The sequence below is a fragment of the Streptomyces sp. NPDC060027 genome, assembly GCF_042737005.1.
In the GTDB taxonomy this organism is placed as follows: Bacteria; Actinomycetota; Actinomycetes; order Streptomycetales; family Streptomycetaceae; genus Streptomyces.
Genome location: NZ_JBHWVI010000014.1, coordinates 1 through 26,759, shown reverse-complemented (window position 1 = coordinate 26,759; position 26,759 = coordinate 1). Strand labels below are relative to the sequence as shown.

19 protein-coding genes and 1 tRNA gene are annotated in these 26,759 nt (G+C 71.2%); 13 read left to right on the top strand and 7 right to left on the bottom strand.

The window, feature by feature from the left end:
- Positions 1 to 142: 142 nt before the first annotated feature.
- Positions 143 to 733 carry a TetR/AcrR family transcriptional regulator gene (locus tag ACFWBT_RS05855; protein ID WP_385696380.1) on the top strand — a complete coding sequence of 197 codons (591 nt, stop codon included), beginning with the start codon at positions 143 to 145 and terminating at the stop codon, positions 731 to 733.
- 192 nt (positions 734 to 925) lie between these two features.
- Here ACFWBT_RS05855 and mfd read toward each other — a convergent pair whose 3' ends face one another.
- The 3 genes from mfd to ACFWBT_RS05840 all read right to left on the bottom strand — a co-directional run bounded on the left by mfd (position 926) and on the right by ACFWBT_RS05840 (position 8,246).
- Positions 926 to 4,477: a transcription-repair coupling factor gene (mfd, locus tag ACFWBT_RS05850; protein ID WP_385696378.1), complete on the bottom strand. Its 3,552-nt coding sequence runs from the start codon at positions 4,475 to 4,477 to the stop codon at positions 926 to 928.
- 404 nt (positions 4,478 to 4,881) lie between these two features.
- Positions 4,882 to 7,461 (bottom strand): ABC transporter permease, encoded by a 2,580-nt coding sequence (locus ACFWBT_RS05845; RefSeq protein WP_385696375.1) that lies wholly within the window; start codon positions 7,459 to 7,461, stop codon positions 4,882 to 4,884.
- On the bottom strand, positions 7,458 to 8,246 hold the full coding sequence (locus ACFWBT_RS05840; protein ID WP_385696373.1) for an ABC transporter ATP-binding protein: 789 nt from the start codon (positions 8,244 to 8,246) through the stop codon (positions 7,458 to 7,460). Before ACFWBT_RS05840 ends, ACFWBT_RS05845 begins: the two co-directional genes overlap by 4 nt.
- Before the next feature lie 481 nt (positions 8,247 to 8,727).
- On the opposite strand from ACFWBT_RS05840, the gene ACFWBT_RS05835 reads away from it, so the two are divergent.
- The 3 genes from ACFWBT_RS05835 (at position 8,728) to ACFWBT_RS05825 (ending at position 12,761) form a co-directional block, all read left to right on the top strand.
- Positions 8,728 to 10,221, top strand: coding sequence for an MFS transporter (locus ACFWBT_RS05835; RefSeq protein WP_385696495.1), 1,494 nt, complete (start codon positions 8,728 to 8,730; stop codon positions 10,219 to 10,221).
- A gap of 531 nt (positions 10,222 to 10,752) precedes the next feature.
- The gene (locus tag ACFWBT_RS05830; protein WP_385696492.1) at positions 10,753 to 11,130 is read left to right on the top strand and encodes a DUF485 domain-containing protein; all 378 of its coding nucleotides are present in this window, start codon (positions 10,753 to 10,755) and stop codon (positions 11,128 to 11,130) included.
- Positions 11,127 to 12,761: a cation acetate symporter gene (locus ACFWBT_RS05825; protein WP_385696370.1), complete on the top strand. Its 1,635-nt coding sequence runs from the start codon at positions 11,127 to 11,129 to the stop codon at positions 12,759 to 12,761. The genes ACFWBT_RS05830 and ACFWBT_RS05825 overlap by 4 nt, the downstream gene beginning before the upstream one ends.
- 18 nt (positions 12,762 to 12,779) lie before the next feature.
- On the opposite strand, the gene ACFWBT_RS05820 is transcribed toward ACFWBT_RS05825, so the two are convergent.
- From ACFWBT_RS05820 to ACFWBT_RS05810, 3 genes are all read right to left on the bottom strand, one after another.
- Positions 12,780 to 13,667, bottom strand: a complete 888-nt coding sequence (locus ACFWBT_RS05820) for a cellulose-binding protein (RefSeq protein WP_385696367.1) — start codon at positions 13,665 to 13,667, stop codon at positions 12,780 to 12,782.
- A 381-nt stretch (positions 13,668 to 14,048) separates the two neighbouring features.
- Positions 14,049 to 16,892 (bottom strand): SUKH-4 family immunity protein, encoded by a 2,844-nt coding sequence (locus ACFWBT_RS05815; RefSeq protein ID WP_385696365.1) that lies wholly within the window; start codon positions 16,890 to 16,892, stop codon positions 14,049 to 14,051.
- Between the two features lie 7 nt (positions 16,893 to 16,899).
- The gene (locus ACFWBT_RS05810; protein WP_385696363.1) at positions 16,900 to 17,904 is read right to left on the bottom strand and encodes an SMI1/KNR4 family protein; all 1,005 of its coding nucleotides are present in this window, start codon (positions 17,902 to 17,904) and stop codon (positions 16,900 to 16,902) included.
- 229 nt (positions 17,905 to 18,133) lie between these two features.
- On the opposite strand from ACFWBT_RS05810, the gene ACFWBT_RS05805 reads away from it, so the two are divergent.
- A complete protein-coding gene (locus tag ACFWBT_RS05805) occupies positions 18,134 to 18,637 on the top strand; it encodes a YwqJ-related putative deaminase (protein ID WP_385696361.1) in 504 nt (167 codons plus the stop codon).
- A 78-nt stretch (positions 18,638 to 18,715) separates the two neighbouring features.
- Positions 18,716 to 19,246: an SUKH-3 domain-containing protein gene (locus ACFWBT_RS05800; RefSeq protein ID WP_385696359.1), complete on the top strand. Its 531-nt coding sequence runs from the start codon at positions 18,716 to 18,718 to the stop codon at positions 19,244 to 19,246.
- 370 nt (positions 19,247 to 19,616) lie between these two features.
- On the opposite strand, the gene ACFWBT_RS05795 is transcribed toward ACFWBT_RS05800, so the two are convergent.
- On the bottom strand, positions 19,617 to 20,942 hold the full coding sequence (locus tag ACFWBT_RS05795; protein ID WP_385696357.1) for a sensor histidine kinase: 1,326 nt from the start codon (positions 20,940 to 20,942) through the stop codon (positions 19,617 to 19,619).
- A 167-nt stretch (positions 20,943 to 21,109) separates the two neighbouring features.
- Here ACFWBT_RS05795 and ACFWBT_RS05790 point away from each other — a divergent pair, with 167 nt between their 5' ends.
- The 7 genes from ACFWBT_RS05790 (at position 21,110) to ACFWBT_RS05760 (ending at position 26,723) form a co-directional block, all read left to right on the top strand.
- Entirely contained in the window at positions 21,110 to 21,964 is an 855-nt protein-coding gene (locus ACFWBT_RS05790; RefSeq protein ID WP_385696354.1) for a hypothetical protein, read from the top strand.
- 15 nt (positions 21,965 to 21,979) lie between these two features.
- A tRNA-Gln gene (locus ACFWBT_RS05785) sits at positions 21,980 to 22,051 on the top strand.
- A gap of 116 nt (positions 22,052 to 22,167) precedes the next feature.
- Entirely contained in the window at positions 22,168 to 23,616 is a 1,449-nt protein-coding gene (gene glmU, locus ACFWBT_RS05780) for a bifunctional UDP-N-acetylglucosamine diphosphorylase/glucosamine-1-phosphate N-acetyltransferase GlmU (RefSeq protein WP_385696351.1), read from the top strand.
- 131 nt (positions 23,617 to 23,747) lie between these two features.
- The gene (locus ACFWBT_RS05775; RefSeq protein WP_385696348.1) at positions 23,748 to 24,722 is read left to right on the top strand and encodes a ribose-phosphate diphosphokinase; all 975 of its coding nucleotides are present in this window, start codon (positions 23,748 to 23,750) and stop codon (positions 24,720 to 24,722) included.
- A 161-nt stretch (positions 24,723 to 24,883) separates the two neighbouring features.
- A complete protein-coding gene (locus ACFWBT_RS05770) occupies positions 24,884 to 25,471 on the top strand; it encodes a 50S ribosomal protein L25/general stress protein Ctc (RefSeq protein WP_385696345.1) in 588 nt (195 codons plus the stop codon).
- 73 nt (positions 25,472 to 25,544) lie between these two features.
- Positions 25,545 to 26,156: an aminoacyl-tRNA hydrolase gene (gene pth / locus ACFWBT_RS05765; RefSeq protein WP_266759612.1), complete on the top strand. Its 612-nt coding sequence runs from the start codon at positions 25,545 to 25,547 to the stop codon at positions 26,154 to 26,156.
- A 69-nt stretch (positions 26,157 to 26,225) separates the two neighbouring features.
- Entirely contained in the window at positions 26,226 to 26,723 is a 498-nt protein-coding gene (locus ACFWBT_RS05760; RefSeq protein WP_385696342.1) for a hypothetical protein, read from the top strand.
- Positions 26,724 to 26,759 lie beyond the last annotated feature (36 nt).

Below are 26,759 nucleotides of genomic sequence, written 5' to 3'. Positions count from 1 at the left end.
CTCGTCACGTAACGACACGCTCCACAACTTGACACTGCCAAGATTGCCCGACCCGACCCAAACTTGTCAATGACTAGATCCCTCGGACCGAACCGGGAACCCTCGAACTTGGCAATGCCTAGATTCGGCGTACGCTGCTGCCATGACTCCCGCGAAGACCAGCGGCTCCACGCGCCCGTACCACCACGGGGACCTGCGCCGCGCCATCCTCGGCGCCGCTCTCGACGTCATCGCCGTCGAGGGGCCCTCCGCGCTGAGCCTGCGCGACCTGGCCCGCCGCGCGGGCGTCTCGCACGCCGCCCCGGCCCACCACTTCAAGGACCGCACCGGTCTGCTCACCGCCATCGCGGCGGAGGGCTACGGCCTCCTGGCGACCGCGCTCGACGCGGCCGACGACCTACGGGACGCGGGCGTGCGGTACGTACGTTTCGCGCGGGAGCATCCCGCCCACTTCCAGGTCATGTTCTCCCCGGAGCTGCTCCGCGAGAACGACGTGGAACTCACCGCGGCGAGAGCGCTCGCGGGCGAGCGTCTGCGCGCCGCCGTCTCCGCGCTCCCCTCGGAGGGCCGCGGCCCCGACGCCCGCCTCGCCGGCGTCGCGGCCTGGTCCCTCGCCCACGGCTTCGCCACGCTCCTGCTCGGCCACAACCTGGACGCCCAGGTGGGCGAGCAGGACCCCGACGAGGTCTTCCACGCCCTGACGGGCATGCTGTTCCGCTCCCCGGGGACCTGACCGGCGGACCGGCTCCGGGGCGGACGCCCCAACCCCACCGAAGCCGGTTCCCCGGAGAGTCCAACAGAGCGGCTCCGCCGGAGAGTCCACCGGAGCCGGTCCGCGAGAACCCACCGTCCACCGGAGAGCCTTGCGGCCGGCGACCCCGGAGCCGGCCATCCCCGCGGCCGGGTGCCCTGACGGCCCCGGGGTCTAGGACCCCAGGATCGAAGCCAGGAACTCCCCGGTCCAGCCGAGCAGTTCCCTCCCGACCAGCGGCTTTCCGCCGACCTTCGCGGTCTTCGGGCGGGGGACCAGGATCTGGCGGGCGGCCGGCTTGATGACGGTTCCCGGGTACAGACGCGTCAGGCGCAGTTCCTGGGACTCCCTCAACTCCACCGGCGCGAAGCGGATGTTGTTGCCCTGCAGGACGATGTCGCCGACCTCGCAGGCGCGCGCGAGCATCCGCAGGCCCGCCACGAGGAGCAGGTTCTCGACCGGCTCCGGGAGCTTGCCGTAGCGGTCGACGAGTTCCTCCCGTACGGCCTTGACGTCCTCCTCCGTGTTCGCCGAGGCGATGGACCGGTACGCGGCGAGGCGCAGCCGCTCGCCCGGCGCGTAGTCGTGCGGGACGTGCGCGTCGACCGGCAGCTCGATCTTGACCTCGAGCGGCGGCTCCTCCTCCACCCCGCCTTCCAGCGAGGCGCGGTAGTCCGCGACCGCCTCGCCCACCATGCGTACGTACAGGTCGAAGCCGACACCGGCGATGTGGCCCGACTGTTCGCCGCCGAGCAGATTGCCCGCGCCGCGGATCTCCAGGTCCTTCATCGCCACGTACATGCCCGCGCCCATCTCGGTGTGCTGGGCGATCGTCGCGAGCCGCTCGTGCGCCGTCTCCGTGAGGGGTTTCTCCGGCGGATACAGGAAGTAGGCGTAGCCGCGCTCCCGGCCGCGGCCGACGCGGCCGCGCAGCTGGTGCAGCTGCGACAGGCCGAAGTTGTCGCCGCGCTCCACGATCAGCGTGTTCGCGTTCGAGATGTCGATGCCCGACTCGACGATCGTCGTGGAGACCAGCACGTCGAACTTCTTCTCCCAGAAGTCGACGACCACCTGCTCCAGGGCCACTTCCGACATCTGGCCGTGGGCCGTGGCGATCCGCGCCTCCGGGACGATCTCCCGGAGCCGGGCGGCCGCCCGGTCGATGGACTCGACCCGGTTGTGGATGTAGAAGACCTGGCCCTCGCGCAGCAGTTCACGGCGGATCGCCGCGCCGATCTGCTTCTCCTCGTACGGGCCGACGAAGGTGAGCACCGGGTGCCGCTCCTCCGGCGGGGTGGTGATCGTCGACATCTCGCGGATGCCGGTGACCGCCATCTCCAGGGTGCGGGGGATCGGGGTCGCGGACATCGTCAGGACGTCGACGTTGGCGCGCAGCTTCTTCAGCTGCTCCTTGTGCTCGACGCCGAAGCGCTGCTCCTCGTCGACGATGACCAGGCCCAGGTCCTTGAACTTCGTCTCCGAGGAGAACAGGCGGTGGGTGCCGATGACGAGGTCCACCGAGCCTTCGCGCAGCCCTTCCAGGACCGCCTTGGCCTCGGTGTCCGTCTGGAAGCGGGACAGGGCACGGACGTTGACCGGGAACTGCGAGTAGCGCTCGGAGAACGTGCCGAAGTGCTGCTGGACGAGCAGCGTCGTGGGCACCAGGACCGCCACCTGCTTGCCGTCCTGCACCGCCTTGAACGCGGCGCGGACGGCGATCTCCGTCTTGCCGTAGCCGACGTCGCCGCAGATCAGGCGGTCCATCGGGACCGTCTTCTCCATGTCTTCCTTGACCTCGGCGATCGTGGTCAGCTGGTCGGGCGTCTCCGCGTACGGGAACGCGTCCTCCAGCTCGCGCTGCCAGGGCGTGTCGGCGCCGAAGGCGTGGCCCGGGGCCGCCATCCGCGCGGAGTACAGCTTGATCAGGTCGGCGGCGATCTCCTTGACCGCCTTCTTCGCGCGCGCCTTGGTCTTGGTCCAGTCGGCGCCGCCCAGACGGTGCAGTGTCGGGGCCTCGCCGCCGACGTACTTGGTGATCTGTTCCAGCTGGTCGGTGGGGATGTAGAGGCGGTCGCCGGGCTGGCCGCGCTTGGCGGGGGCGTACTCGACGACCAGGTACTCGCGGGTCGCGGTCTGGACGGTGCGCTGCACCATCTCGATGTAGCGGCCGACACCGTGCTGTTCGTGCACGATGTAGTCGCCGGTCTCCAGGGTCAGCGGGTCGATCGTCTTGCGGCGGCGGGCCGGCATCCGGACGCCGTCCTTGCCCGCCGCCTTCTGGCCGGAGAGGTCGGTCTCCGTCAGGACGGCGAGTCGGAGCGCCGGGTCGACGAAGCCGTAGTCGATGGAGCCGCACGCCACGTGCACGACGGAGGGGCCGATCTCGGTGAGGTCGGTGTCCAGGCGGGCGGCGATGCCCTCGCCGCCCAGCACCTCGACGGTGCGGGCCGCCGGGCCGTGCGCCTCGGTGACGTAGACCGTGTGCCAGCCGTCGGCGAGCCAGCCCTTGGTGTCGGCGAGCGCGCGGGCGGTGTCGCCCCGGTAGGTCTCGGGGGCGTGCATGCCCAGCTTGAGGGTGTCTCCCACGCCTCCGGCGTAGCTGTCCGTGAGCTCCCCGTCCGCGGCGAACGGCGACACCGACCACCACATCATGTCCAGCTCGCGCGCCCGGTCCCGTACGTCCGCGATGGACCACAGGGAGGCGGCGCCGACGTCGATGGGCGCCTCGCCGCCCCCGGCCGTCGCGGCCCAGGACGCCTGCAGGAACTCCTGTGAGGTCGCCACCAGGTCCGAGGCCCGCGTCCGTACCCGCTCCGGATCGCAGACGACGGCCATCGCGCTCTTGGGCAGGACGTCGAGCAGCAGCTCCATGTCGTCGACGAGGACCGGGGCGAGCGATTCCATGCCTTCCACGGCGATGCCCTCGGCGATCTTCCCGAGGAGTTCGCCCAGCTCCGGGTGGGCCTCGGCGAGTGCCGCGGCCCTCGCCCGCACGTCCTCGGTGAGCAGCAGTTCGCGGCAGGGCGGGGCCCACAGGCCGTGGTCGGCGACCTCCAGGGAGCGCTGGTCCGCGATCTTGAAGTAGCGGATCTCCTCGATGTCGTCGCCCCAGAACTCCACGCGGAGCGGGTGCTCCTCGGTGGGCGGGAAGACGTCCAGGATGCCGCCGCGGACGGCGAACTCGCCGCGCTTCTCGACGAGTTCGACGCGGGAGTACGCGGCTGCCGCGAGCGCTTCGACCGTCTTGCCCAGGTCGGCCGTACTGCCGGTGCGCAGGACGACGGGTTCCAGGTCGCCGAGGCCCTTGACCTGCGGCTGGAGGACCGAGCGGACGGGAGCGACGACGACGGACACCGGGCCGGTCTCGGGGTCGTCGGGGCGGGGATGGGATAGGCGCCGCAGCACGGCGAGGCGCCGGCCGACGGTGTCCGAGCGGGGCGAGAGCCGCTCGTGCGGCAGCGTCTCCCACGACGGGTACTCCGCCACGCCGTCCGGCGGGAGCAGCGAGCGCAGGGCCGCGGCCAGGTCCTCGGCCTCGCGTCCCGTGGCCGTCACCGCCAGTACCGTGCGGCCGGTCTCGCGGGCGAGCGCGGCGATGGCGAAGGGGCGCGCCGCGGGTGGGCCGACCAGGTCGACGTACATCCGGTTGCCGTCGGCGGCAGCCTTCACCGCTTCCTTGAGGGCGGCGTCCTTGACGACGGCGTCGAGCAGACCGTGCAGGCTCATGAAGGGCTTCCATCCCGGGGAGTGGGCAACGCGAGACGCCCGACACGTGGGACGGGCCGGGGGTAACCAGCCTACGACTCCGCGCCCACTCGCGCGTGACCGTCCGCCGAGGGCCCGGCGCCGCTCCTTGACCCGCCGCACACCCACGGGCCCAGGACCCCTGCCCTCGGATCCAGGACCCCGGGCCCCGCGCCCACGCCCCCTCCCTCCCCCGATCGCCCGCCTGCCGCATGCAGCAGGCAGCCGGAACAGGCGCTCCCGGAACAGGGACCACGCGCACTCCCGGAGCGGCCCCGGAACACACTGCGGACCCGGTCCGAGGAGAGCGACTCTCCTCGGACCGGGCCCGTCCGTTCCACCGCAACCCCCGTACGCGGTGGTCCGTTCGACCGCCCGCCGAGCGGCTACTCGGTGGCGATCGCGTTCAGTACGTTCATCCGGCCCGCCCGGAACGCCGGGATCAGAGCGGCGAACAGGCCCACGAAGGCCGAGCCGATGAACACCGCGATGATCGTCGGCCACGGGATGTCGAGGACCTTCAGGCCCTCCAGGGCGAGGAGCTGCTGGGCGGTCGCGCCCCAGCCCATGCCCAGACCGAGGCCGAGCAGGGCGCCGAAGAGGGCGATGACCACCGACTCCATGCGGATCATGCGGCGCAGCTGGCGGCGCGAGAGGCCGATGGCCCGCATCAGACCGATCTCCCTGGTGCGCTCGACCACGGACAGGGCGAGGGTGTTCACCACGCCGAGCACCGCGACGATGATCGCGAGGGCCAGCAGGCCGTAGATCAGGTTCAGGAGCTGGCCGATCTGGTCCTTCATGGCCTGCTTGTAGTCGGTCTGGTCGCGGACCTGGTACTGCGGGTAGTCGTGCAGGGAGGACTTCAGGGCCTTGTACGCGCTGTCCTGCTGTCCGTCCTTGGCCGAGGCGAAGACCAGCTCGTCCAGGGGCATCTTGTCGGCCGGCACGTACTTGGCGAGCGTGGCGATGGAGATGTACTTCGAGCCCTTGTCGATGACGGCGTCGCTGCTGGTGATGGCGCGGACCGTCAGGTTCGCGGTGGCGCCGTCCTTGAAGGCGACCTTGATCTTCGACCCGAGGTGGATGCCGTGGTCCTTGGCGAACTTGTCGTGCACGGACATCGAGTCGGGCAGGTAGGCGTCCTTCAGGTCACCGGCGACGGTCTTGGTCCGCAGGTCGGTGGCGTACGACGGGTCGGCCGCCGTGATGTCGGTGTTCTTGAGCGTCTTGCCGTCGGGGGTGGTGTAGTCGCCCTCGGTGACCCGGTACTCGGTGACCCGGGACAGCCCCGGCGTCTTCTTCACGGCCTGCGCGGCCTGCGGGGTGATCGGCTGACCGCCGTCGTTCTGGATGATGAAGTCGGTGCCGACGGTCTTGTCGAGTTCGTCGGTCGCGGAGGCGACCATGGAGGAGCCGACCACCGACAGGCAGGCGACCAGCGCGAGGCCGATCATGAGGGCGGCGCCGGTGGCGCCGGTGCGGCGCGGGTTGCGCAGTGCGTTGCGCTCGGCCAGGCGTCCCACCGGGCCGAACGCCCGCAGCAGGACCGCGCCCAGGACGCGCACCACACTGCTCGCGAGCAGCGGGCCGATGACGACGAACCCGAGCAGGCTGAGCACCACTCCGAGGCCGAGCCACATCGAGCCCTCGCTCGCCTTGGTGGCGTCGGCGGCGAGGTAGAGGCCGAAGCCGCCGGCGCCGGTGAGGAGCAGACCGAGCACGGCCCGTACGACTCCGGCCTTCGCGTCGGCCGGGGCGCCGGCGTCGCGCAGGGCGGCCATCGGGGAGACCTTGCCGGCCCGGCGGGCGGGCAGATAGGCCGCCAGGACCGTGACGACGATGCCCAGCACCATGCCGATCACCGGGGTCGTCCAGGTCACCGTCAGGTCGTCGGTGGACAGGTTCATGCCGGTCATGCCCATGAGCTTCATCAGACCGACGGCGATGCCGATGCCCGCGCCGACCCCGAGAACGGAGCCGACCGTGCCGAGAAGCAGTGCCTCGACCAGGACCGAGCGGTTGACCTGCTTGCGGCTGGAGCCGATGGCCCGCATCAGACCGATCTCGCGGGTGCGCTGGGCGACCAGCATCGAGAAGGTGTTGATGATCAGGAAGATGCCGACCAGGAAGGCGATCCCGGCGAAGCCGAGCATCGCGTACTTCATGACGTCCAGGAAGCCGCTCACGTCCTGGCTGTTGGCGTCGGCGGTCTCCTTGGCGGTCTGCACCTTGTAGTGGCCGCCGGTCGAGGCCGTCACGTCCTGCTTGAGCCGGGCGTCGCCGACTCCGGCGGCGGCGGTGACGTTCACGTTGGTGTAGACGCCGGTCCGGCCGACGAGCGTCTTCTGGGCGGTCGGCGTGTCCAGGTAGAAGATCGCCGCGCCGGGGTTGGTGACGGTGAAGTGCGCGATGCCGGAGATCTTCGCGGTGTGCGTGCCGACGGCGCTGATCACGCCGATCTCGTCACCGAGCTTCAGGTGGTGCTTGTCGGCGGTGTCCTCGTCGACCATCACCTGGTCGGAGCCCTTCGGCGCCGTGCCGGAGGTGATCTTCATGGTGCGCGCTTCGTTGGCGTTCCAGCTGCCGACGATGGTGGGCGCGCCGCTGGAGGGCGACAGGTTGTCCTTGTCGGCGTCGACGACGGTCACGGCGCTGGAGAAGACGGCGCCCTCGGCCGACTTCACGCCCGGCGCCGTACGCACCTGGGCGAGCACCGAGGCGGGCATGACCGGCGGCCGGCCGTTGCCGGACGTCGTCTCACCGGTGTCCGAGGCACTCTTCGCGCTCACGGTCACATCGGAGGAGGTGGCCGCGAACAGCTTGTCGAACGTCGTGTTCATCGTGTCGCTGAACACGAGCGTCCCGCAGACGAAGGCCACCGACAGCAGGACGGCGACGGCCGACAGGGCCATGCGTCCCTTGTGCGCGAAGAAGTTGCGCAACGAGGTCCTGAGGACGGTCATGACGTCCGCCCGCGGGAGTCGAAGTCCTTCATGCGGTCCAGGACCTGATCGGCCGTCGGCTGGTGCATCTCGTCGACGATCCGGCCGTCCGCGAGATACAGCACGCGGTCCGCGTACGAGGCCGCCACCGGGTCGTGCGTGACCATCACGATGGTCTGGCCGAGCTCGTCCACCGAGCGGCGCAGGAAGCCCAGCACCTCGGAGCCGGCGCGGGAGTCGAGGTTCCCGGTCGGCTCGTCGCCGAAGATGATCTCGGGGCGGGCCGCCAGGGCACGGGCCACCGCCACGCGTTGCTGCTGGCCGCCGGAGAGCTGGTTAGGGCGGTGCTTGAGCCGGTCCGCGAGCCCGACGGTCGTGACGACCTGGTCCAGCCAGGCCCTGTCGGGCTTGCGGCCCGCGATGTCCATCGGGAGCGTGATGTTCTCCAGGGCGTTCAGCGTCGGCAGCAGGTTGAACGCCTGGAAGATGAAGCCGATCCGGTCCCGGCGCAGCTGCGTCAGCTTCTTGTCCTTGAGCCCGGTGATCTCGGTCTCGTCGAGGAAGATCTGGCCGGAGGTGACGGTGTCGAGCCCGGCGAGGCAGTGCATCAGCGTGGACTTGCCGGACCCCGAGGGGCCCATGATCGCGGTGAACCGCCCCCGCGCGATGTCCACGTCGACATGGTCGAGGGCGACGACACGGGTCTCCCCCGACCCGTACGCCTTGACGACCTGCCGCGCCCGCGCGGCAACGGCCGTACGCCCTCCAGTGCCCTCGTGCCTGGGAATGCTTACAGCCGATGTCACGGTATGTCTCCTAAGTCGATCAGCAGCGGAACTGCTGGGCGGCGAAAGTCTGCGAGCGGTTGGGAAGGGCCGGAAGGCCCGCGTCCCTTCGGACGCGGTGCGTCGGCCACGTCCGTAAGTCTGGTGCCGGGAGGGGGTCGGACGCGCTGGTGCACGGCCCCGTCTTCTGCTGGGGAAAACCCCACCCCCGTGGGTGCGGTCCGTACGACCGGACGCGCTCCCGACGGCGTAAAGCCAGGTTAAGGACGGCCACCGCCCCGCCTCGTCCTCCGGTGGGACGAACCCTCCCCGAGCCGCAGTACGGAGATCCCCCTAGGGGTCTCCACCCTCCGGTGGACAAGTTCCCGGGGTTCACGTCCACCCTCGGGCCCACACAGCGTCCACCCTCCCCCAAGGGGAGGCTCAAGTGGGAAGGTGGTCCCGGCAGATAGATGCAGGGGGAAGGAATTCCGTGGGCGAGGGGGACACCGAGATACCGGTCGTGCGGGCGAACCCGCCCCGGGCGACCCGCGCCGAGACCCGGCGGCGCCGCGCCGTCGTCGCGGCGCTCATGCTGGCGATGGGTCTGGCCGCGCTCGACTCCACCATCGTGTCGACCGCCGTTCCGCAGATCGTCGGCGACCTCGGCGGATTCTCCGTCTTCTCCTGGCTGTTCTCGGGCTACCTGCTGGCCGTCACGGTCACGCTCCCCGTCTACGGCAAGCTCTCCGACACCTTCGGCCGCAAACCGGTCCTGGTGGCCGGCGCCGCCGTCTTCCTCCTCGGCTCACTGCTCTGCGCCACCGCCTGGAACATGGCCGCGCTCATCGCCTTCCGCGTCGTACAGGGGCTGGGCGGCGGCGCCCTCCAGGGCACCGTGCAGACACTCGCCGCCGACCTGTACCCGCTGGAGGAGCGCCCGAAGATCCAGGCCAAGCTGTCCACCGTGTGGGCGACCTCGGCGATCGCGGGTCCCGCCCTGGGCGGAGTCCTCGCGGCGTACGCCGACTGGCGGTGGATCTTCCTCATCAACCTGCCGGTCGGCGCCCTCGCCCTGTGGCTGATCGCCCGCCATCTGCACGAACCGCAGCGGGCCCCGCTCACCCGGCGGCCACGGATCGACTGGGCGGGCGCCCTCGCCGTGTTCGCCTGCGGCGGCGTCCTGCTGACCGCCCTGGTGCAGGGCGGCGTCGCCTGGGACTGGCTCTCGGCACCCTCGATCGCCCTGTTCGGAACGGGACTTGTCCTCGTCGCGGTCGTCGTGGCCGTCGAGCGGCGGGCCGCCGAGCCCATCATCCCGGGCTGGGTGTGGCGCCGCCGGACGATCGCCGCGGTCAATCTGGCGCTCGGCGCGCTGGGCCTGCTCATGGTCGCGCCGACCGTCTTCCTGCCCACCTACGCGCAGGCGGTCCTCGGCCTCGCCCCGGTCGCCGCCGGATTCGTGCTCTCCGTATGGACGTTGAGCTGGCCGGTGTCCGCGGCGCTCAGCCAGCACGTCTACCGCCGCATCGGCTTCCGCAACACCGCCATGCTCGGCATCGGCACGGCGAGCCTGCTCCTGCTCGCCTTCCCCTTCCTGCCCTATCCGGGCGAGCCGTGGCAGCCCGCCCTGCTGATGCTGCTGCTGGGCGGCGCGCTCGGGCTCTTCCAGCTCCCCCTGATCATCGGCGTCCAGTCGTCCGTCGGGTGGGCCGAACGCGGCACGGCCACCGCCTCCGTCCTCTTCTGCCGGCAGACCGGACAGACCATGGGCGCCGCCCTGTTCGGCGCCGTCGCCAACGGGGTACTGGCCGCGCGGCTCGGCGGCGCCGGGGATCTCGACGCGGTGACCCGCGCCCTGGACGCGGGCGCACCGGCCGGGCATCTGCGCCACGCGGTCGCGGACGCGGTCCACGCGGTCTATCTGGGGGCCGCGGGCGCCGCTGCCCTCGCCTTCCTGGTCCTGCTGTTCGTCGCACCGCGCCGCTTCCCGGTGCTCAAGGACCCCACGGACTGACACCGGCTCACGAGCCGGCAGCACGCCCGCTTCCGCCCGTACCCCGACACCTTGCGCGTCCTCGGTGCGTTCCTGCTGACCGACCGCGGTACGAAGACCACCCATCGGTCACCCCGGCCACTCCCTTCCCCCACGCGAACTCCAGAGGAACTCCACAGGTAAACGCGGGTAACACCCCAGGTCGCGAGGTAAGCGCGTACCGACCGCCCAGTTCGGTGAAACGCTCGCGCGCTCCCGCTACCTACGAGTAGCGTGCGCTGCTCACCCCCCGCTCCCTGCGGTCCCGCACCGGACCCGAGCCACGCAAGGAGAACCGGGATGCCAGACGCGTTCTCGTCCCCCGAGCACCCAAGGCCACGTCAGCAGCGCCGGCACCAGCCGCAGTACCCGCCGCAGCAGGCCGCGCAGTACCCGCCACCGCAGTACTCGCAGTACCCGCCGCAGCAGGCCCCGCGGAACCCTCCGTACCCGCCGTACACCCAGCAGCCCCAGCAACCCGGATATCCGCCGCCCGGCCCCGCCCCCTCCCGGCTGACCTACCCCTGGCAACCCCAGCCCCGGCCGCCCGAGCCCGCGCCACCGCGCATGCCGCGTCACCAACCGCTCGGCCGGCACAGCGACATCAGGCTCCTGCGCGGCGCCTACCGCTGGCAGCGGCGCGTCGCGACCCTCACCGCGCTCGGCTACTTCACCCTCTTCCTCCTCCTGTCGGCCTTCGCGCCGGCGCTGATGACGAGCACGGTGTCCGGCGGACTGTCGACCGGCCTGCTGCTCGGCCTGCTCCAGGTCCCCGTCACCTGCCTGGCCATCGGGCTGTACGAGCACACCGCGCGCAGGCGCGTCGACCCGATCGCGGACCGGATCCGCAAACAGTCCGAGCTGGACGCGAAGCGGGAGGCGGCACGATGACGGGATTCAGCACGTCCGCGCAGACCATGTCACTCGTGGCGTTCACGGCCGTCGCCACGATCACCCTGCTGCTGTGCGTGATGACCGGCCCGGACCGTGACGACCTCGACGAGTTCTACACCGGCTACGGATCGCTCTCCCCGATGCGCAACGGCCTCGCCATCGCCGGGGACTACATCTCCGCGGCGACCGTGCTCGGCACCGGCGGCGTCATCGCGCTGGCCGGTTACGACGGCGTCGTCCTCGCCCTCAGCACGGCCCTGTCCCTGATGCTGCTGATGTTCCTGCTGGCCGAACCGCTGCGCAACGCGGGCCGGTTCACCATGGGCGACGCGCTCGCGCGCCGGACGCCGGGCCGCGCCGTCCGCAACACGGCCTGCGCGGTGACCATCGTGGCGCTGCTGCCGCTGATGCTGGTCCAACTGGCGGGCGCGGGCGACCTGCTGGCCTTCATCCTCGGCTTCTCCAACGACTCCCTCAAGACCGGCTGCGTCATCGGCCTCGGCGCGCTGATGATCAGCTACGCGGCGATCGGCGGTATGAAGGGCACCGCCCTCATCCAGATCCTGAAGATCGTGATGCTGCTCGGCTCGGGCGCGGTGGTCGCCGTGCTCGTCCTGCAGCGCTTCGACTGGAACCCCGGCGCGCTCCTCGACGCCGCCGCCGGGAACAGCGGCGTGGGGCCCGCCTTCCTGCAGTCGGGACTCCAGTTCACCGGCGGCTCCAGCCCCCGCCTGGACATGATCACCTCAGAGATGACGGTCGTCCTCGGCGGCGCCTGCCTTCCCCACATCACCATGCGCATGTACACGGCGGACAGCGCTCGCCAGGTGCGCCGGTCCCTGTCCTGGGCGGTGCCGTGCGTGGCGCTGTTCGTGCTGATCATCAGCGTCATCGGGTTCGGCGCCACGGCCATGATCGGCCGTGACGTGATCGCCGCGGCCGATCCACAGGGCAACACGGCCTATCTGCTGGGCTCCAAGGCCGCCTTCGGCACGTCCGTCTCCACGGCCGAGACCCTCCTGTTCACCACCGTGACGACAGCCATCTTCCTGACCCTGCTCGCCTCCGTCGCCGGGATGATCCTGGCCTGCGCCAACTCCCTCGCCCACGACGTGTTCGCGCACAGCCGGCTCTTCCGGGGCCGCCGCCACGACGACCGCATGTCACCGCGCCGCGAGATGCTCCTCGCCCGCATCTCGGCGCTGGCCGTGGGGGCGCCGGCCATCCTGCTCGCCACCCTCGCCCAGCACCGCAGCCTGCAGCCCCTGGTCACCCTGTCCTTCTGCATCGGCGCCTCCGCGATAGCGCCCGCGCTGGTCTACAGCCTCTTCTGGCGCCGCTACACCCGCACCGGCCTCCTCGCCACCCTCATCGGCGGCACCCTCACGGTCCTCCTCCTGATGCCCGGCACCAACCTCGTCTCCGGCTCCCCCGCCGCCGCGTTCCCGGACGCCGACTTCAACTGGTTCCCCTTCACCACGACCGGCATCGTGTCGATCCCGCTGGGGTTCGCCTACGGGTGGCTCGGAACGGTGGTCTCGGGCCGCCGCAAGGCGGAGGAACAGCGCAGGCAGTACGAGGCGGTGGAGGGATGGATCCTGGCGGGGGCGATACGGCGAGGACGCTGACGGGCGGAGACCCGCTCCCTACTCCGCGGGGGCCCTACCCGTGAGCGACGTGAGACTGCTGCGTACGTGGTCCATGTGGGCCCGTACGTCGTCCCACCGCTCCCCGTGCTCCCGCAGCACCCGCTCGGTCTCCCGGGCGATCCGCTCCTCCTGGACCCGGGCCTCGGCGAGCAGCTCGGCGGCCCGCGCCGCCGCGTCCTCCTGCCCGTGGCGGTCCGACTCCGCGGCCTCGGCGAGGGCCCGCTCGGCCTCGGCGGCCGACTCCTCGGCGCGCGCCACGCGTTCGGCGTGGAGCGCGTCGAACGCGGCCTCGCGCTCGGCGGCGGCCCGCTCGACCTCCGCCCAGCGCGCCGTGTGCTCCTTGTCCTGACCGGTGAGCAGCGCCTCCGTGCGCCCGCGCACCTCGCGCAGCGCGGCCAGCACCTCTCCCCGGTTCTCCTTGACGTCCCGCCGCGCGGAGATCCGTACCTCGTCGGCCTCGCCGCGCGCGGCGAGCAGCCGCTGCCGGGCCAGCTCCTCGGCCTCCGCGCGCACCTCGTCGGCGTACGCCCGCGCGGCCTCCCGCACCTCGCGCCCCGCGGCCTCGGCCTCCTCCACGGCCGCCCGGGCCTCCCGCCGCGCCTCGTCCCGCAGGGCCTCGGCCTCCTCCTCACCGAGCTGGAAGATCCGCCGCGCCCGCTCGCCGAGTTCCTCGTACGTCTGCGGCGCGAGCCGTGTCACGGCCTCCCGCAACCGCTCCGACTCCGCCTCCATGTCCTTCGCCAGCACGGTGAGCCGGGCGGCCCGCTCCCACGCGGCGTCGCGGTCCCGGGAGAGCGCCGCGGCGTACGCGTCGACCTGCTCGGGACGGTAGCCGCGCCCCCGTACGGCCACGAAGCCGTACGGCGACACCGGTGTGCTGCTCATCCTTGGACCCCTCTCCGCCCGACACACACGAAAAGACGATTTCGCGCACATCTTGATGGATCACACGGAAGTGTTCATAACGCGACACTCCGCCCAGCCGTTCGGCCAGAGATGAATCCCAGGCGAGTCATTTGAGGTCAGAGGCCCGAAGTGCGATGCCGACACGACACCCGGAGAAACACGGTCCGACCCTTCGTACGGTCCCGCCCGACGACACCTTCGACGGTGTACGGGCCGCACGCGCCGCACACACGGACGAGGCAGCCCGACCCGCACACGGATGAGGCGCCCGACCCGTCACGCGGGTCGAGCGCCTCATCCGTCCTGCCGTCGTCCTGGTCGTCCCGCCGCTCTCCTACCGGACCGCGGCCGGGACAGTTCCTAGAGCAGCCCGTCCCACATCTCCTCCAGCAGGACCGACCACCAGCTCTCCGGGGAACCGAGCGCCGCCGGGTCGAGCGAGGCGAGCTGCGCCTGGAAGTCGACGGTCCAGCGGCCCGCCTGCTCCTGGTTGAGGCCGAACCGCAGCCGCCACATCCGGCCGAGCAGCGCCAGACAGCGCGCGAACTCGGGCAGCCCGGTGTTCACGAACTGCGGCGGCACCGGCGCACCCCCGGGACCGGCCTCCACCGGCACGGCGACGATGTTCGCCGTCCCGTACTGGACACAGATCGCCTTGCCGAAGTCGCTGCCCATGACGAGGTAGGAGCCCGCGTCCGGGGCGGCCGCCACGCCACGCTCCTGCGCCAGCTCGGCGAGCGTCGGCACCGGACGGCCCGGCTGGGCCTGCGCCCAGAAGAACGGCCCCATGTCGACCGGCAGCCCGGCCACGACCAGGGTGTGCGCCACGATGTTGGGCACCCCCTGCCGCGACACGGCCGCCTGGTCGAACCGGAACAGCCCCGGCCCGAACGCCGCCGCCAGCTCCTGCCCGATCACCTCCGGCGGGATCGGCGGCGCGGGCTGCACCGGCGGAATCGGCGCCCGTACCGGCGCCGGACGCGCCGGCCCGTCCGCCACCTGGTGCAACTCGCCCTGGTGCGCGAGGAGCTGATGCATCCCCTGCTGCCGGCTCGCGTGGTCCGTGCCGTACGGCGCGATGCTCGTGATCCGCGCCTGCGGGAAGGTCTCCCTGATCATCCGCGCGCAGTACGCGCCCGGCAGCTCACAGGACTCCAACTCCGTGTGCAGCTCCAGCACCTGCTGCGGCGGCACGTTCATCGCGCGCAGCTCGTGCAGGATCTGCCACTCCGGATGCGGCGTGCCCGGCGCGGACCGCCGGATCAGCTGCTGCTCCGACCCGTCGTGCGCCCGGTAGCGCAACACGGCCTGGTAGCCGGGCCCGACGGTCGGCTGCCCGCCCTGCGGATAGCCGTACGCCGGCGGCTGCTGCCCCGGCATCGGCTGGCCCGGCATCGGCTGGCCCGGCATCGGCTGAGCCACGCCCGGCGGCATACCGGGAGCCTGCGGAGGCTGCGGCGCACCCGGACCCCCGACGGAAGGCCCCGCCAGCATCGTCGCGGCATGGTGCACCCCACCGGGAGGCGTGCCCCCGGGAGGCTGCGGCGCACCGGGCGCGCCAGGGGCACCCGGAGGCTGCGGCGCACCGGGACCGCCCACCGACGGCCCCGCCAGCATCGTCGCGGCGTGGTGCATCTCACCCGGAGGCGTGCCGCCCGGCGGGGTCGGGCCGGCGGGAGCACCCTGCTGCCACGGCGCGCCAGGGGCACCCGGAGGCTGCGGCGCGCCGGGACCGCCCACCGACGGCCCCGCGAGCATGGTCGCGGCGTGATGGACTCCACCGCCCGGCGGCGTGGCGCCGGGAGGCTGGGGAGCGTCCGGGACACCGGGCGCACCCGGGGCCCCGTCGGGCCCGTCCGGCCCGAGCTGCGACACCAGCTGCGTCGGCACATAGCCGCCCGCGGGCGCACCCGGAGCACCCGGCCCGGACGGCGGAGGCGTGCTGCCCGGCCGCGCACCCGGCACCCCGGGGGCGCTCGGCGGATGCGGAGCACTCGCCCCACCCCCGCGGGCCCCGCGGGGCGGCGCCTGCGCCTTGCTGGTCGCGGCGTCGGCGATGTCACCGGCGTTGGGCGGCAGCGGGCGCGAAGGCGCGGGGGGCGGCGGCGTGCCGGGCCCCTGGGGGAAGCCGTACCCGGGCGCTCCCGGAGGAGGCGTCCACTGCGGGCCGCCGGGAACGGACGCACCGGGCGGAGGCGTCCCCGGACCCGCGCCCGGACCCTGCGGATAGCCGTACGAAGGCGCACCGGGCGGCGGTGTGCCCTGGTGGGTGCCCGGCCCCTGCGCGGGCGGCGGACCACCGGGCAGGCCATGTCCCTGCGAAGCACCGGACGGCGCGGGGGAGTTCGGGTCGCCGGCCACGGCGGACAGCGTCGTACGCGGTAGTTGGCTGCCCCCGGAGATCAGGGCGGTCTTGGCGTCCGGAGCCGCGGCGGGCGGCGGGGTGTCGGAGTCGCCGACATCCGTCAGCTGCGGCGCGAACACCGTCGCCGGCAGCGGTACGGAACGGTCGTCCCCGGCATCGCCGTTCGTGTCCGTCCCCGCCCACGGGGTCGCGTCCGCGGGTACGTCGGGCCGCGCGTCCCGCGGAACCGGGACCACGTCGTCGTCGGTCGCGGCGGCCGGCCACGGCGTGGCCCCACCGGGAGCCGACGCCACACCCGGCGCGGGCGTGGCCGGGACGGGAGCGGACGGCACCGCGTGCGCCCCCGAGTCACCCGGCGCACCCGGAAGCGAACTCCCGCTCCCGGAAGCTCCGTTCGAAGCGGCGGCCGGACGGGATCCCTGCCCGTCGGAGGCGGACGATCCCGAGCCCGTGCGCCGGTCCGGAATCCCCATCCGGTCCGCGGCCTCCTGCAACCACTCCGGAGGACTCAGCAGGAACGACGTCTGATTCAGGTCGACCCGGGCCGCGGGCGCCGGCGCCGGTTCCGGGGGCCCGTCCGGCACCCCGTACTCCTCCTCGTACCGGCGGATGACCTCACCCACCGGCAGGGCGGGCCACAGCGTGGCCTCCCCGCTGTCCCGCGCGATGACGAGCCGCTGCCCGCCCCCGTCGGAACGCGGCCCCTCGGCACGGTCCTCCGCCCACACGACGAACCCGAGTTCGAACTCGCGCACCCGCACCTCACGGTGCTGATACCCGGGCACATCCCCGTTGATCCACTCTTCCGCGCGCTCCTGCGCCTGCGCGAAGGTCACCATCGCAACCTCACTCCCCCACCGAAGACGCCGAAGACACCGAAGAGACGGGCACGGCGTACGCGAAACCGCCGTCCACCATCAGATTCGCCACCGTCTCCAGCTCCGGCGGATTGCCGGCCAGCCGGGACAGGAACTGGTCGAAGTCGTCACCGCACGGCAGCAGCAGCCGCTGCACCCGCTCGGCCGGCGGCCAGGCGTCCTGGTCACGGGCGTCGTCGAACGCGCAGAACCAGACCGAACCGATCGCGTCGCCCTTCACCTTCACGGCCAGCAGACCGCCCTGCACGAACCCGACACCCAGGTAATCCTTGGTCAGGTGGTCGCGCAGACACTTGTTGACGTACACGAGGTCATTGACGGCGGCCTCGTCGCGCACGGTGAAGAACGGCTGGTCCACCAGCAGCCCCAACTCGGCGTCGAGCGCCGCGCCGACCGGCGCGCACCCGCCCGCCGCCTTCAGGAACGACCGATAGGCACCCGGCAGCCGGTAGCCGAGATCCTCCTCGACCCCCAGCACCTGCTGCTCCGTCACCGCGACCGACGACCTCGGCAGCCCGAAGTGCGCGGGCCGCGTCTCCTGCAGCGGCCGCGTCCCCCGCTTCGCGTGGTCGACAGCCGTGGTCGCGACACCACCGTGATGCCGCAGCAACGCCTTCACCTCGACGGGCACCAACTCCAGCCGCCGGGCACCCGCCACGTGATGCCACGTCCAGCCGTGCGGCGTCGCCACCGGCGGAATCGTGTCCCACAGCTCATGCCCGGACGCGGCGAGAGCGGCGTTCGCGGAGACGTAGTCCGTCAACCGCAACTCGTCGACGCCGAAACCCTCCGGGGGCTCGGCGATCTCCGCAGCGCCGCGCGCGTAGAGCGAGAAGTCGGGATAGCCGCGCTCGTCGATCCGCACACCTCTGGGGTGGCGGGCGGCCCGGACCGGATCCGGGAAGTGCACGACTTGCCCGGCGTAGGCCGCGTTCGGCGGCGCGGCTTGTTGCCCGAGCCGACCTGTCGTCATGGCGGTTGCCCCCTGCGGCGTTCTCAGTAGCTGGATGGATCGCGGATGTCGACAGCCTATTCGGTTGTACGACACCGGTCACCGGGCCTCCGGTTCCGTGACCTGCCGTCACCCCGCCGTGACCGTAAGACGAAGACCTGGCGTGTCGCGGCGCCCCAGCTTCCGCTCCCGCCACGGCATTTGGCAGTCTGTCTCCGCACCGGGGGATGCATGGGAGGGAAAGACGATCATGAACGCGACGCATACGGGCACGTCCGGGGACCCCCGGGTCGGCTGGAGCAGCACCGAGGCGGCCCACGCCCCCATCCTGCTGCACCGCCGCGACGGCATACTCCCCACCGTCGCCGCCGCCCTCTCCGTCCGCGGCGCCACCCTCACCGGCACCGCCGCCCGCGGCGACCAGCCCCCCGCTCTTCACCCGCTGGTCCAGGACTTCCTCGACACCCTCACGAACGCACAACGCGACCGCTTCACCGGCCGCTGCGCCGAGGCCATCCTGATCTCCCGGCACATCGCCACCATCGACGCCGAACGCAGCAGGCGCGCGGCCCGCAAACCGATGACCAACGGCGAGGCCCGCAAGGCCCTCAAACAGGCCAAGCTCACCGCCCGCCGCATCCGCGAGGACGGCGACCCGCTGCACGGCAGCTTCGCCCCGCCCTGCCGCTCCTGCACGGCACTCAGCGACCACTTCGGCGTACGCATCGTCGACCCCGCGGCATCGGACGCCTGAACTCCCCCATCCCCGCACACGTACCTCTGACGGCGTCCCGCGACGCCGATGTCCCATCCCTCGACGAACGAAGGGCAGATGCACTCCGACCGCTCCGCCACCAAGCTCCCCTCTCTTCCCGGGCAGGGGGCACCCACGTCACGCTTCTCCGAACCCGTGGACGCCGCACTGCGCACCGCCGGCTGGCAGCCCGGACGCTGGGACATAAAGCAGGCCGAGTACTGGGCCGACGCGCTGCGCGGACACGCGTCGCCGGCCGGACACCGGCACGCCGTGTTCCCCGCGGCGGTCGAGGCATGGGCGGAGTTCGGAGGTCTGCGCGTCGGCGCCACGGGGCCCGGGCGCCAGCTCGCCCCCGCCCTGCTCCATCTCGACCCCCTGCACGGGCTGCACATGGCCCGCACCCTCGGCGACCTCGGGCGCGCCCTCGACACGGAGGTCTGCCCCCTCGGCGAGGAGTCCGACTCCCACGCCCTGCTCGCCATCGACGCCGAGGGCCGGGTCTACACCCTGGACCACACCGGCGACTGGTTCCTGGGCCCCCACATCGACGCCGCCATCACCACCCTCCTCACCGGCACAGCCCCCACCCGCCTCACCTCAACCTGACGCCCCAGCCCTTTCTTCGCCCCCTCCGCCCCTACCCGTCCCACCCCTGGGGCTCCGCCCCAGACCCCGCTCCTCAAACGCCGGAGGGGCTGAAATCTGCCCCCGGAGCCAAAAGGGATTTCCCCGCGGCCGGGGTGGGAAAGCGGAATCGCACCCGCACCCGTCCACGACGGGAGGGGCCGTGCCGGTACATCCCGATTGTCCGTCGCTTACGTCCGGATCGAGCAGCAGTTCGCACAGATAGCCCACGTCTGATCCAGCTGCGACGGACCGGGATGTACCGGCACGGCCCCGACCCACCCACCGAACCCGCACCCGCACCCACCGCGGCAGCGGCAGCGGCAGCGGCACCCAGGAGAGCCCCAGAGGGCTACGCCGGTATCACCGCCGACACCCGAAACCCACCCGCATCCGTGGGCCCCGACACGAACACGCCCCCCAGCGCGGCCACCCGCTCCTTCATCCCCAGCAACCCGTTCCCCCCACTGGGCAACCGCACGGACGACCCCACCCCCACCTCCGGCGGACACTCGTTCTCCACCTGCATCGCGATCTCGGACACCCGATGCGCCACCCGGACGTACGTCTTCGCCCCCGCCGCGTGCTTGTGGACGTTCGTCAACGCCTCCTGCACCACCCGATAGGCGGTCTGCTCGACCTCCTGGGCGTACGCACGCATGTCCCCCTCGACCGACAGATCCACGACCATCCCCGCCGCGGCCGACTGCCCGATCAGCTCATCGATCTCCGCCAGAGACGGCCCCTCACCGGCCCCGAAATCGTCCGCGGCCCGCGACGCCGCCGCGGCCGCCGCAGCAGCCGCGGCCGCCGCCCCCACCGCCGCCAGAGGCACCGACGGCACCCGCGCACCCAGCCCGTCCCCCGTACGCAGCACCCCCAGCATCTCCCGCAGCTCCGTGAGCGCCTGGCGTCCCATGTCCCCCACCAGCGCGGCGTTCTTCACGGCCTTCTCGGGATCCTTCCGGGCTATCGCCTGCAGAGCCGCCGCGTGCACGACCATCAGGGAGACCCGATGCGCGACGACGTCGTGCATCTCGCGCGCGATCCGCGTGCGCTCCTCGTTCCGCGCCCACTCCGCCCGCTCCTCCGCCCGCTCCGCGAGCAGCTGCAACTCCCGCTCCAGCGAGTCCGCCCGCTCCCGCAGGCTCTCCATCAACCGCCGCCGGGCCCCCATGTACAACCCGAGCAGCACCGGCGGCGCGGTCATCCCGATCGCCGTCGTGATCGAGGCGAACGGGACCAGCCAGTCCCCCATCGGCACATCCCCGCGCACCACACTCTGGTGCGCCCGGACGAACGTGACGATCAGCATGCCGGCGAAGGACATCCCCGCCAGCGCCGCGATGATGCGCCGCGGCAGCTCGGACGCGGCGAGCGTGTACAGCCCGACGAGTCCCATCAGGTAGCCCATCTGGGCGGGCGCGATCGCGATGGACACCAGGACGACCGCGATCGGCCACTTCCTCCGCACCAGCAGCACGGACCCGGCGATCATCCCGAACCCGACGCCCACCGGAACGGGCAGTCCCGCGTCGTGCGCGAACCGGACCCCTTCGGCGCCGCACTCGACCGCGGACGCCAGAGCGAGCCCCGCGTCCAGCACCGCACTTCGCCATCCGACCCACCACCACGGCCCGGTCCTGGCCGCCGTGTGCTCTTCCCCCGTCGTGGTCATGACTCCAGCCTACGGTCGCCCCCCGGCCCATTTCCGGTGAGTTTCTGCTACTGGCCTACACCACACCCCACCCTCGAACAGAAGCGAAACCAACCGATATCCCTCGAACTGCTGAATCGATCACCGTTCGACCCCGGAAGCCCGCATTCCGGCCGGACGGTATGCCTATGGCACATTCACCGAGCTTGCGCGAACAGGCGATCACGCTCCGCCGGGCGGGACTCAGCCGCCGCCAGATCCGCGACCGCCTCCACATCTACAACAACGACATCCTCAACCGCCTCCTCCAGGGCGAGCCACCCCCGGACTGGACCAGGCGCCCGCGCGCGAAGGACGCCCTCCGCGACAGGGCCCGCGAGCTACGCGTCCAGGGGTGGACGTACGACCGGATCCAGGTCGAACTGGGCTGCTCGAAGAGCTCGATCTCCCTGTGGGTACGGGACCTGCCCAGGCCGGAGCGACGAGACCCTACGGAGCAGGCGAAGCTGGCATCCAGGAAGCGTTGGGAACACGAGCTGGCGGTACGGGACGATGCACGCAGGCGAACCAAGGACGCTGCCACCCGCGAGATCGGGGCGATGACCGACCGAGACTTGTTCGTCGCCGGAGTGGCCCTGTACTGGGCGGAAGGCACGAAAGACAAGACCTACGACCGTCGAGAGACAGCCACCTTCGTCAACAGTGATCCGGGCGTCATCCAGGTCTACTTGGCATGGCTGGCCTTGCTGGGCATCGAATCCGAGCGCCTGAAGTACCGAGTCATGATCCATGTGACTGCCGACGTGGAGGCCGCCCAGCGCTATTGGGCGGACCTGGTCGGCGTCGACGCCTCCACGTTCCAGAAGACGACCATCAAGAAACACAACCCCAAAACCGTCCGGAAGAACGTGGGCGAAAACTACCGAGGCTGCCTCGTCATCCGCGTATCGAAGGGAGCCGAGCTGTACCGCCGCATCGAAGGATGGTGGTCCGGCATGGTGGACTGCGCCAGGACGGATCATGCGCCGTCCCTCCTCCGGTAAGGTTTGGAGCAGCAATCCGCCGTGGGGTAGCGGCATCCCGCAGGCCTTTGGAGCCTTGAGACGCTGGTTCGAATCCAGCCGGCGGAGCTGCGCAGCTCGGGCCCTGACAGCACTGTCAGGGCCCACTCTCATGTCCCCCCTGATTCGCCCCGGTATCCTGCGGATGTCCACACCCCAGCATCCGAAGCCGAAGGGCATACCCCGTGAGCGCCAATCGCCCGGCAGCCGTCGTCGTTCTCGCAGCGGGTGAGGGCACCCGTATGAAATCGGCCACACCCAAGGTCCTGCACGACATCTGCGGACGCTCCCTCGTCGGTCATGTACTCGCCGCCGCACGCGAGTTGGACCCCGAGAACCTGGTCGTCGTCGTGGGGCACGCCCGCGAAAAGGTCGTCGCGCACCTCGCGGAGATCGACCCGGGCGTCCGGACCGCGGTGCAGGCCGAGCAGAACGGCACCGGGCACGCCGTACGGATGGGCCTCGAGGAGCTCGGTGAGGGCGTGGACGGCACGGTCGTCGTGGTCTGCGGCGACACCCCCCTGCTCAGCGGCGCGACCCTGCGCGCGCTCGCCTCGACCCACGCCGCCGACGGCAACGCCGTCACCGTGCTGACCGCCGAGGTCCCCGACGCGACCGGCTACGGCCGCATCGTGCGGGACGGCGCCAGCGGCGCGGTCACCGCGATCGTCGAGCACAAGGACGCGAGCGACTCGCAGCGCGCGATCCGTGAGATCAACTCGGGTGTCTTCGCCTTCGACGGGCAGCTGCTGGCGGACGCGCTCGGCAAGGTCCGCACGGACAACAGCCAGGGCGAGGAGTACCTGACGGACGTTCTCGGCATCCTGCGCGAGGCCGGGCACCGCGTCGGTGCGGCCGTCGCCGCCGACCACCGCGAGATCGCCGGCATCAACAACCGCGTGCAGCTCGCCGAGGCGCGCCGCATCCTGAACGACCGGCTGCTCACCGGGGCCATGCTGGCCGGCGTCAGCGTCATCGACCCGGCGACGACCTGGGTCGACGTGACGGTCACCTTCGAGCAGGACGCGATCGTGCACCCCGGGACGCAGCTCCAGGGCGCCACGCATGTCGCCGAGGGCGCCGAGGTGGGGCCCAACTGCCGTCTGAAGGACACCCGGGTGGGCGCCGGTGCCCGGATCGACAACACCGTGGCCGACCGCGCCGAGGTGGGTCCGCAGGCGACCGTGGGTCCGTTCGCGTATCTCCGTCCGGGGACGCGGATCGGCCTGAAGGCCAAGGTCGGTACGTACGTCGAGACGAAGAACGCGACGATCGGCGAGGGCACGAAGATCCCGCACCTGTCGTACGTGGGTGACGCGACGATCGGCGAGTACTCGAACATCGGTGCCGCCAGTGTCTTCGTGAACTACGACGGGCAGGACAAGCACCACACGACGATCGGCTCGCACTGCCGTACGGGTTCGGACAACATGTTTGTGGCTCCTGTCACGGTCGGGGACGGCGCGTACACCGCGGCGGGCTCGGTCATCACCAAGGACGTGCCGCCCGGCTCGCTGGCCGTGGCCCGTGGCCAGCAAAGGAATATCGAGGGCTGGGTGGCTCGCAAGCGTCCGGGAAGCGCGGCGGCGAAGGCCGCGGAGACGGCTTCCCGGGGGACGGAAAGCGAAGGCTGACCGGAAAGCGGTGCCTCTGGGACGGCGTACCGTGATAAGTGCACACCCGCACCCCAGCTGAGACGCTCTCTCGCAACCCAGCTGAGAAGACCTCTCATGCCCACTGAGAAGACCTCTGAGGAGACAGTGCTGTGACCGGGATCAAGACGACCGGCGAGAAGAAGATGATGTTCTTCTCCGGCCGCGCCCACCCCGAGCTTGCCCAGGAGGTCGCCCACAAGCTGGGTGTCGGGGTCGTCCCGACGAAGGCCTTCGACTTCGCGAACGGCGAGATCTACATCCGCTACCAGGAGTCCGCCCGCGGCGCCGACTGCTTTCTGATGCAGAGCCACACGGCTCCCATCAACAAGTGGATCATGGAGCAGCTGATCATGATCGACGCTCTGAAGCGGGCCTCCGCTCGGAGCATCACGGTGATCGTGCCCTTCTACGGTTACGCCCGTCAGGACAAGAAGCACCGTGGACGTGAACCGATCTCGGCGCGTCTGATCGCGGACCTGATGGAGACGGCCGGTGCGGACCGCATCCTCACGGTCGATCTGCACACGGACCAGATCCAGGGCTTCTTCGACGGACCGGTGGACCACCTGTTCGCGCTGCCGATCCTCGCCGACTACGTGGGCGCCAAGGTCGACAAGTCCAAGCTCACGGTCGTCTCCCCGGACGCCGGCCGGGTGCGCGTGGCCGACCGCTGGTGCGACCGTCTCGACGCTCCGCTGGCGATCGTGCACAAGCGCCGCGACAAGGACGTCGCGAACCAGGTCACCGTGCACGAGGTGGTCGGTGACGTGAAGGGCCGCGTCTGTGTGCTCGTCGACGACATGATCGACACCGGTGGCACCATCTGCGCCGCCGCCGACGCGCTGTTCGCGCACGGCGCGGAGGACGTCATCGTGACGGCCACGCACGGTGTGCTCTCCGGTCCGGCGGCCGACCGTCTGAAGAACTCCAAGGTCAGCGAGTTCATCTTCACGGACACCCTGCCGACGCCGGGCGAGCTGGAGCTCGACAAGATCACGGTGCTGTCGATCGCGCCGACCATCGCGAACGCGGTGCGTGAGGTCTTCGAGGACGGCTCGGTGACGAGCCTGTTCGAGGAGCAGTAGAGATCCTTTTGGGTGTGGCCTCCCTGCCGAGTAGACTGCCAAAGTTGCTCGGCGAGGGAGGCCGCACTTTTTTGTGCGGCTGTCCGTTATCGACGCGCTCTTCGTAGCAGGCCGATGGTTTGGCCGGGTGACCTCTTTCCCCAGATCTACGAGGAGTGGATATGTCCGAGATCAAGCTCGCCGCCGAGACCCGCACCGAGTTCGGCAAGGGCGCCGCCCGCCGCATCCGCCGCGAGAGCAAGGTCCCCGCGGTCGTCTACGGCCACGGCACGGACCCGGTTCACATCACGCTGCCGGGCCACGAGCTGCTTCTCGCCCTGCGTACGCCGAACGTCCTGCTCTCGCTGGACATCAACGGCAAGTCCGAGCTCGCGATCCCGAAGGCCGTCCAGCGTGACGCCATCAGGGGCCACCTCGAGCACGTCGACCTGATCCTCGTGACGCGCGGCGAGAAGGTCACCGTCGAGGTCTTCGTGCAGACCGAGGGCGAGCTGGCCCCGGGCAGCTTCCTCGTCGAGAACGTGCTGAACACCCTGACGGTCGAGGCCGAGGCCACCCACATCCCGGAGTCGGTCACCGTGTCCATCGCGGGCCTGGAGGCCGGCGCCTCCATCCACGCCAAGGACATCAAGCTCCCCAAGGGCACCACGCTGGCGATCGACGAGGACGCGGTCGTCATCCAGGTCCTGTCGGCGCAGGCCGAGGAGCCGGCCGCCGAGGGCGAGGGCGACGCGGCCGCCGAGGCCTGATTCCCCGGAATCTCTTCATCTGTGTCAGCCGCCGCTCCTGTCAGGGGCGGCGGCTGCCGCGTATCAAGGACACATGGGAGACACGGACGTGACGACCGACGCCAATGCGCCCTGGCTGATCGTGGGCCTCGGCAACCCGGGCCCGGAGTACGCCATGAACCGGCACAACGTGGGCTTCATGGTGGCCGATCTGCTGGCGGAGCGGGTCGGCGGGAAGTTCAAGCGGGCGGGCAAGGCGCAGGCTCAGGTGATCGAGGGGCGAATCGGGCCGCCCGGTCCGGGGAACCGTCGGGTGATCCTGGCCAAGCCGATGTCGTACATGAACCTGTCGGGTGGTCCGGTGACGGCGCTGCGGGACTTCTACAAGGTGCCGACGGCGAACATCGTGGCCGTCCATGACGAGCTGGACATCGACTACGGCGTGCTGCGGCTGAAGCTGGGCGGCGGCGACAACGGCCACAACGGGCTGAAGTCCATGACGAAGGCGATGGGCGCGGAGTACCACCGGGTGCGGTTCGGTATCGGGCGCCCTCCGGGCCGTATGCAGGTCGCGGATTTCGTGCTGAAGGACTTCGCTTCGGCCGAGCGCAAGGAGCTGGACTACTTCGTGGACCGGGCGGCGGACGCGGTGGAGTGTCTGGTGATCGAGGGTCTGGAGCGGGCCCAGGGCACGTACAACTCCTGAGGGGCGATGTACGCGCACAACTGCCGACTTGTCCCCCGTCGGGGTTGACCGAGCGCGCGGCCATGGCCAATGATCCCCGCCATGCGTGCCGTCACCTCCACTCAGAGCGCGTACGCGGCGCTGCGGTTCGGGCAGCTCGCGGCGATGGGTGTGGTGACCGGGCTCATCCTGATCGCGGGCGTCTGGGCCTCCTGGGGCACCGCGCAGCACGTGATGCTGGGCAAGGGCCGGGAGCACGGGACGATCGTGGTGACGGCGTGCTCGGACGGGGCGTGCACGGGGCCGTACACGCCCGCTTCGCACGGTGCGCGGGCGCGGGCCCGGGTCGTCATCGAGCAGTCGGTGGCGGTGAAGAAGGGCCGGACGTACACGGTCACGGTGAAGCCCGGCAGCGACGAGGTCGTGCGCAGTGGTCCGGCCGGTCTGCTCTACGCGTGGGTCCCTCTCGCCGGGGCTCTGCTGCTGGCCTCGGTGGTGGTCGCGGGCGGTCTGCGGCTGACGCGGACGGCGTGGCTGATGGCGGGGGCGGGGCTCTCGTTGCTGACACTCACCTTCGTGGCCCTGTAGGCCCGGACGTGTGAAGGCGCCCTCCGCGCTCGTACC

What these genes read in the sequence shown, in the direction of transcription:
- ACFWBT_RS05845 (WP_385696375.1), bottom strand. Translation starts at nt 7,461, where the DNA reads ATGACCGTCCTCAGGACCTCGTTGCGCAACTTCTTCGCGCACAAGGGA.
- ACFWBT_RS05795 (WP_385696357.1), bottom strand. Translation starts at nt 20,942, where the DNA reads ATGACCACGACGGGGGAAGAGCACACGGCGGCCAGGACCGGGCCGTGG.
- pth (WP_266759612.1), top strand. Translation starts at nt 25,545, where the DNA reads ATGGGAGACACGGACGTGACGACCGACGCCAATGCGCCCTGGCTGATC.
- ACFWBT_RS05790 (WP_385696354.1), top strand. Translation starts at nt 21,110, where the DNA reads ATGGCACATTCACCGAGCTTGCGCGAACAGGCGATCACGCTCCGCCGG.
- ACFWBT_RS05855 (WP_385696380.1), top strand. Translation starts at nt 143, where the DNA reads ATGACTCCCGCGAAGACCAGCGGCTCCACGCGCCCGTACCACCACGGG.
- mfd (WP_385696378.1), bottom strand. Translation starts at nt 4,477, where the DNA reads ATGAGCCTGCACGGTCTGCTCGACGCCGTCGTCAAGGACGCCGCCCTC.
- ACFWBT_RS05760 (WP_385696342.1), top strand. Translation starts at nt 26,226, where the DNA reads ATGATCCCCGCCATGCGTGCCGTCACCTCCACTCAGAGCGCGTACGCG.
- ACFWBT_RS05820 (WP_385696367.1), bottom strand. Translation starts at nt 13,667, where the DNA reads ATGAGCAGCACACCGGTGTCGCCGTACGGCTTCGTGGCCGTACGGGGG.
- ACFWBT_RS05800 (WP_385696359.1), top strand. Translation starts at nt 18,716, where the DNA reads ATGCACTCCGACCGCTCCGCCACCAAGCTCCCCTCTCTTCCCGGGCAG.
- ACFWBT_RS05825 (WP_385696370.1), top strand. Translation starts at nt 11,127, where the DNA reads ATGACGGGATTCAGCACGTCCGCGCAGACCATGTCACTCGTGGCGTTC.
- ACFWBT_RS05805 (WP_385696361.1), top strand. Translation starts at nt 18,134, where the DNA reads ATGAACGCGACGCATACGGGCACGTCCGGGGACCCCCGGGTCGGCTGG.
- ACFWBT_RS05815 (WP_385696365.1), bottom strand. Translation starts at nt 16,892, where the DNA reads ATGGTGACCTTCGCGCAGGCGCAGGAGCGCGCGGAAGAGTGGATCAAC.
- ACFWBT_RS05810 (WP_385696363.1), bottom strand. Translation starts at nt 17,904, where the DNA reads ATGACGACAGGTCGGCTCGGGCAACAAGCCGCGCCGCCGAACGCGGCC.
- ACFWBT_RS05770 (WP_385696345.1), top strand. Translation starts at nt 24,884, where the DNA reads ATGTCCGAGATCAAGCTCGCCGCCGAGACCCGCACCGAGTTCGGCAAG.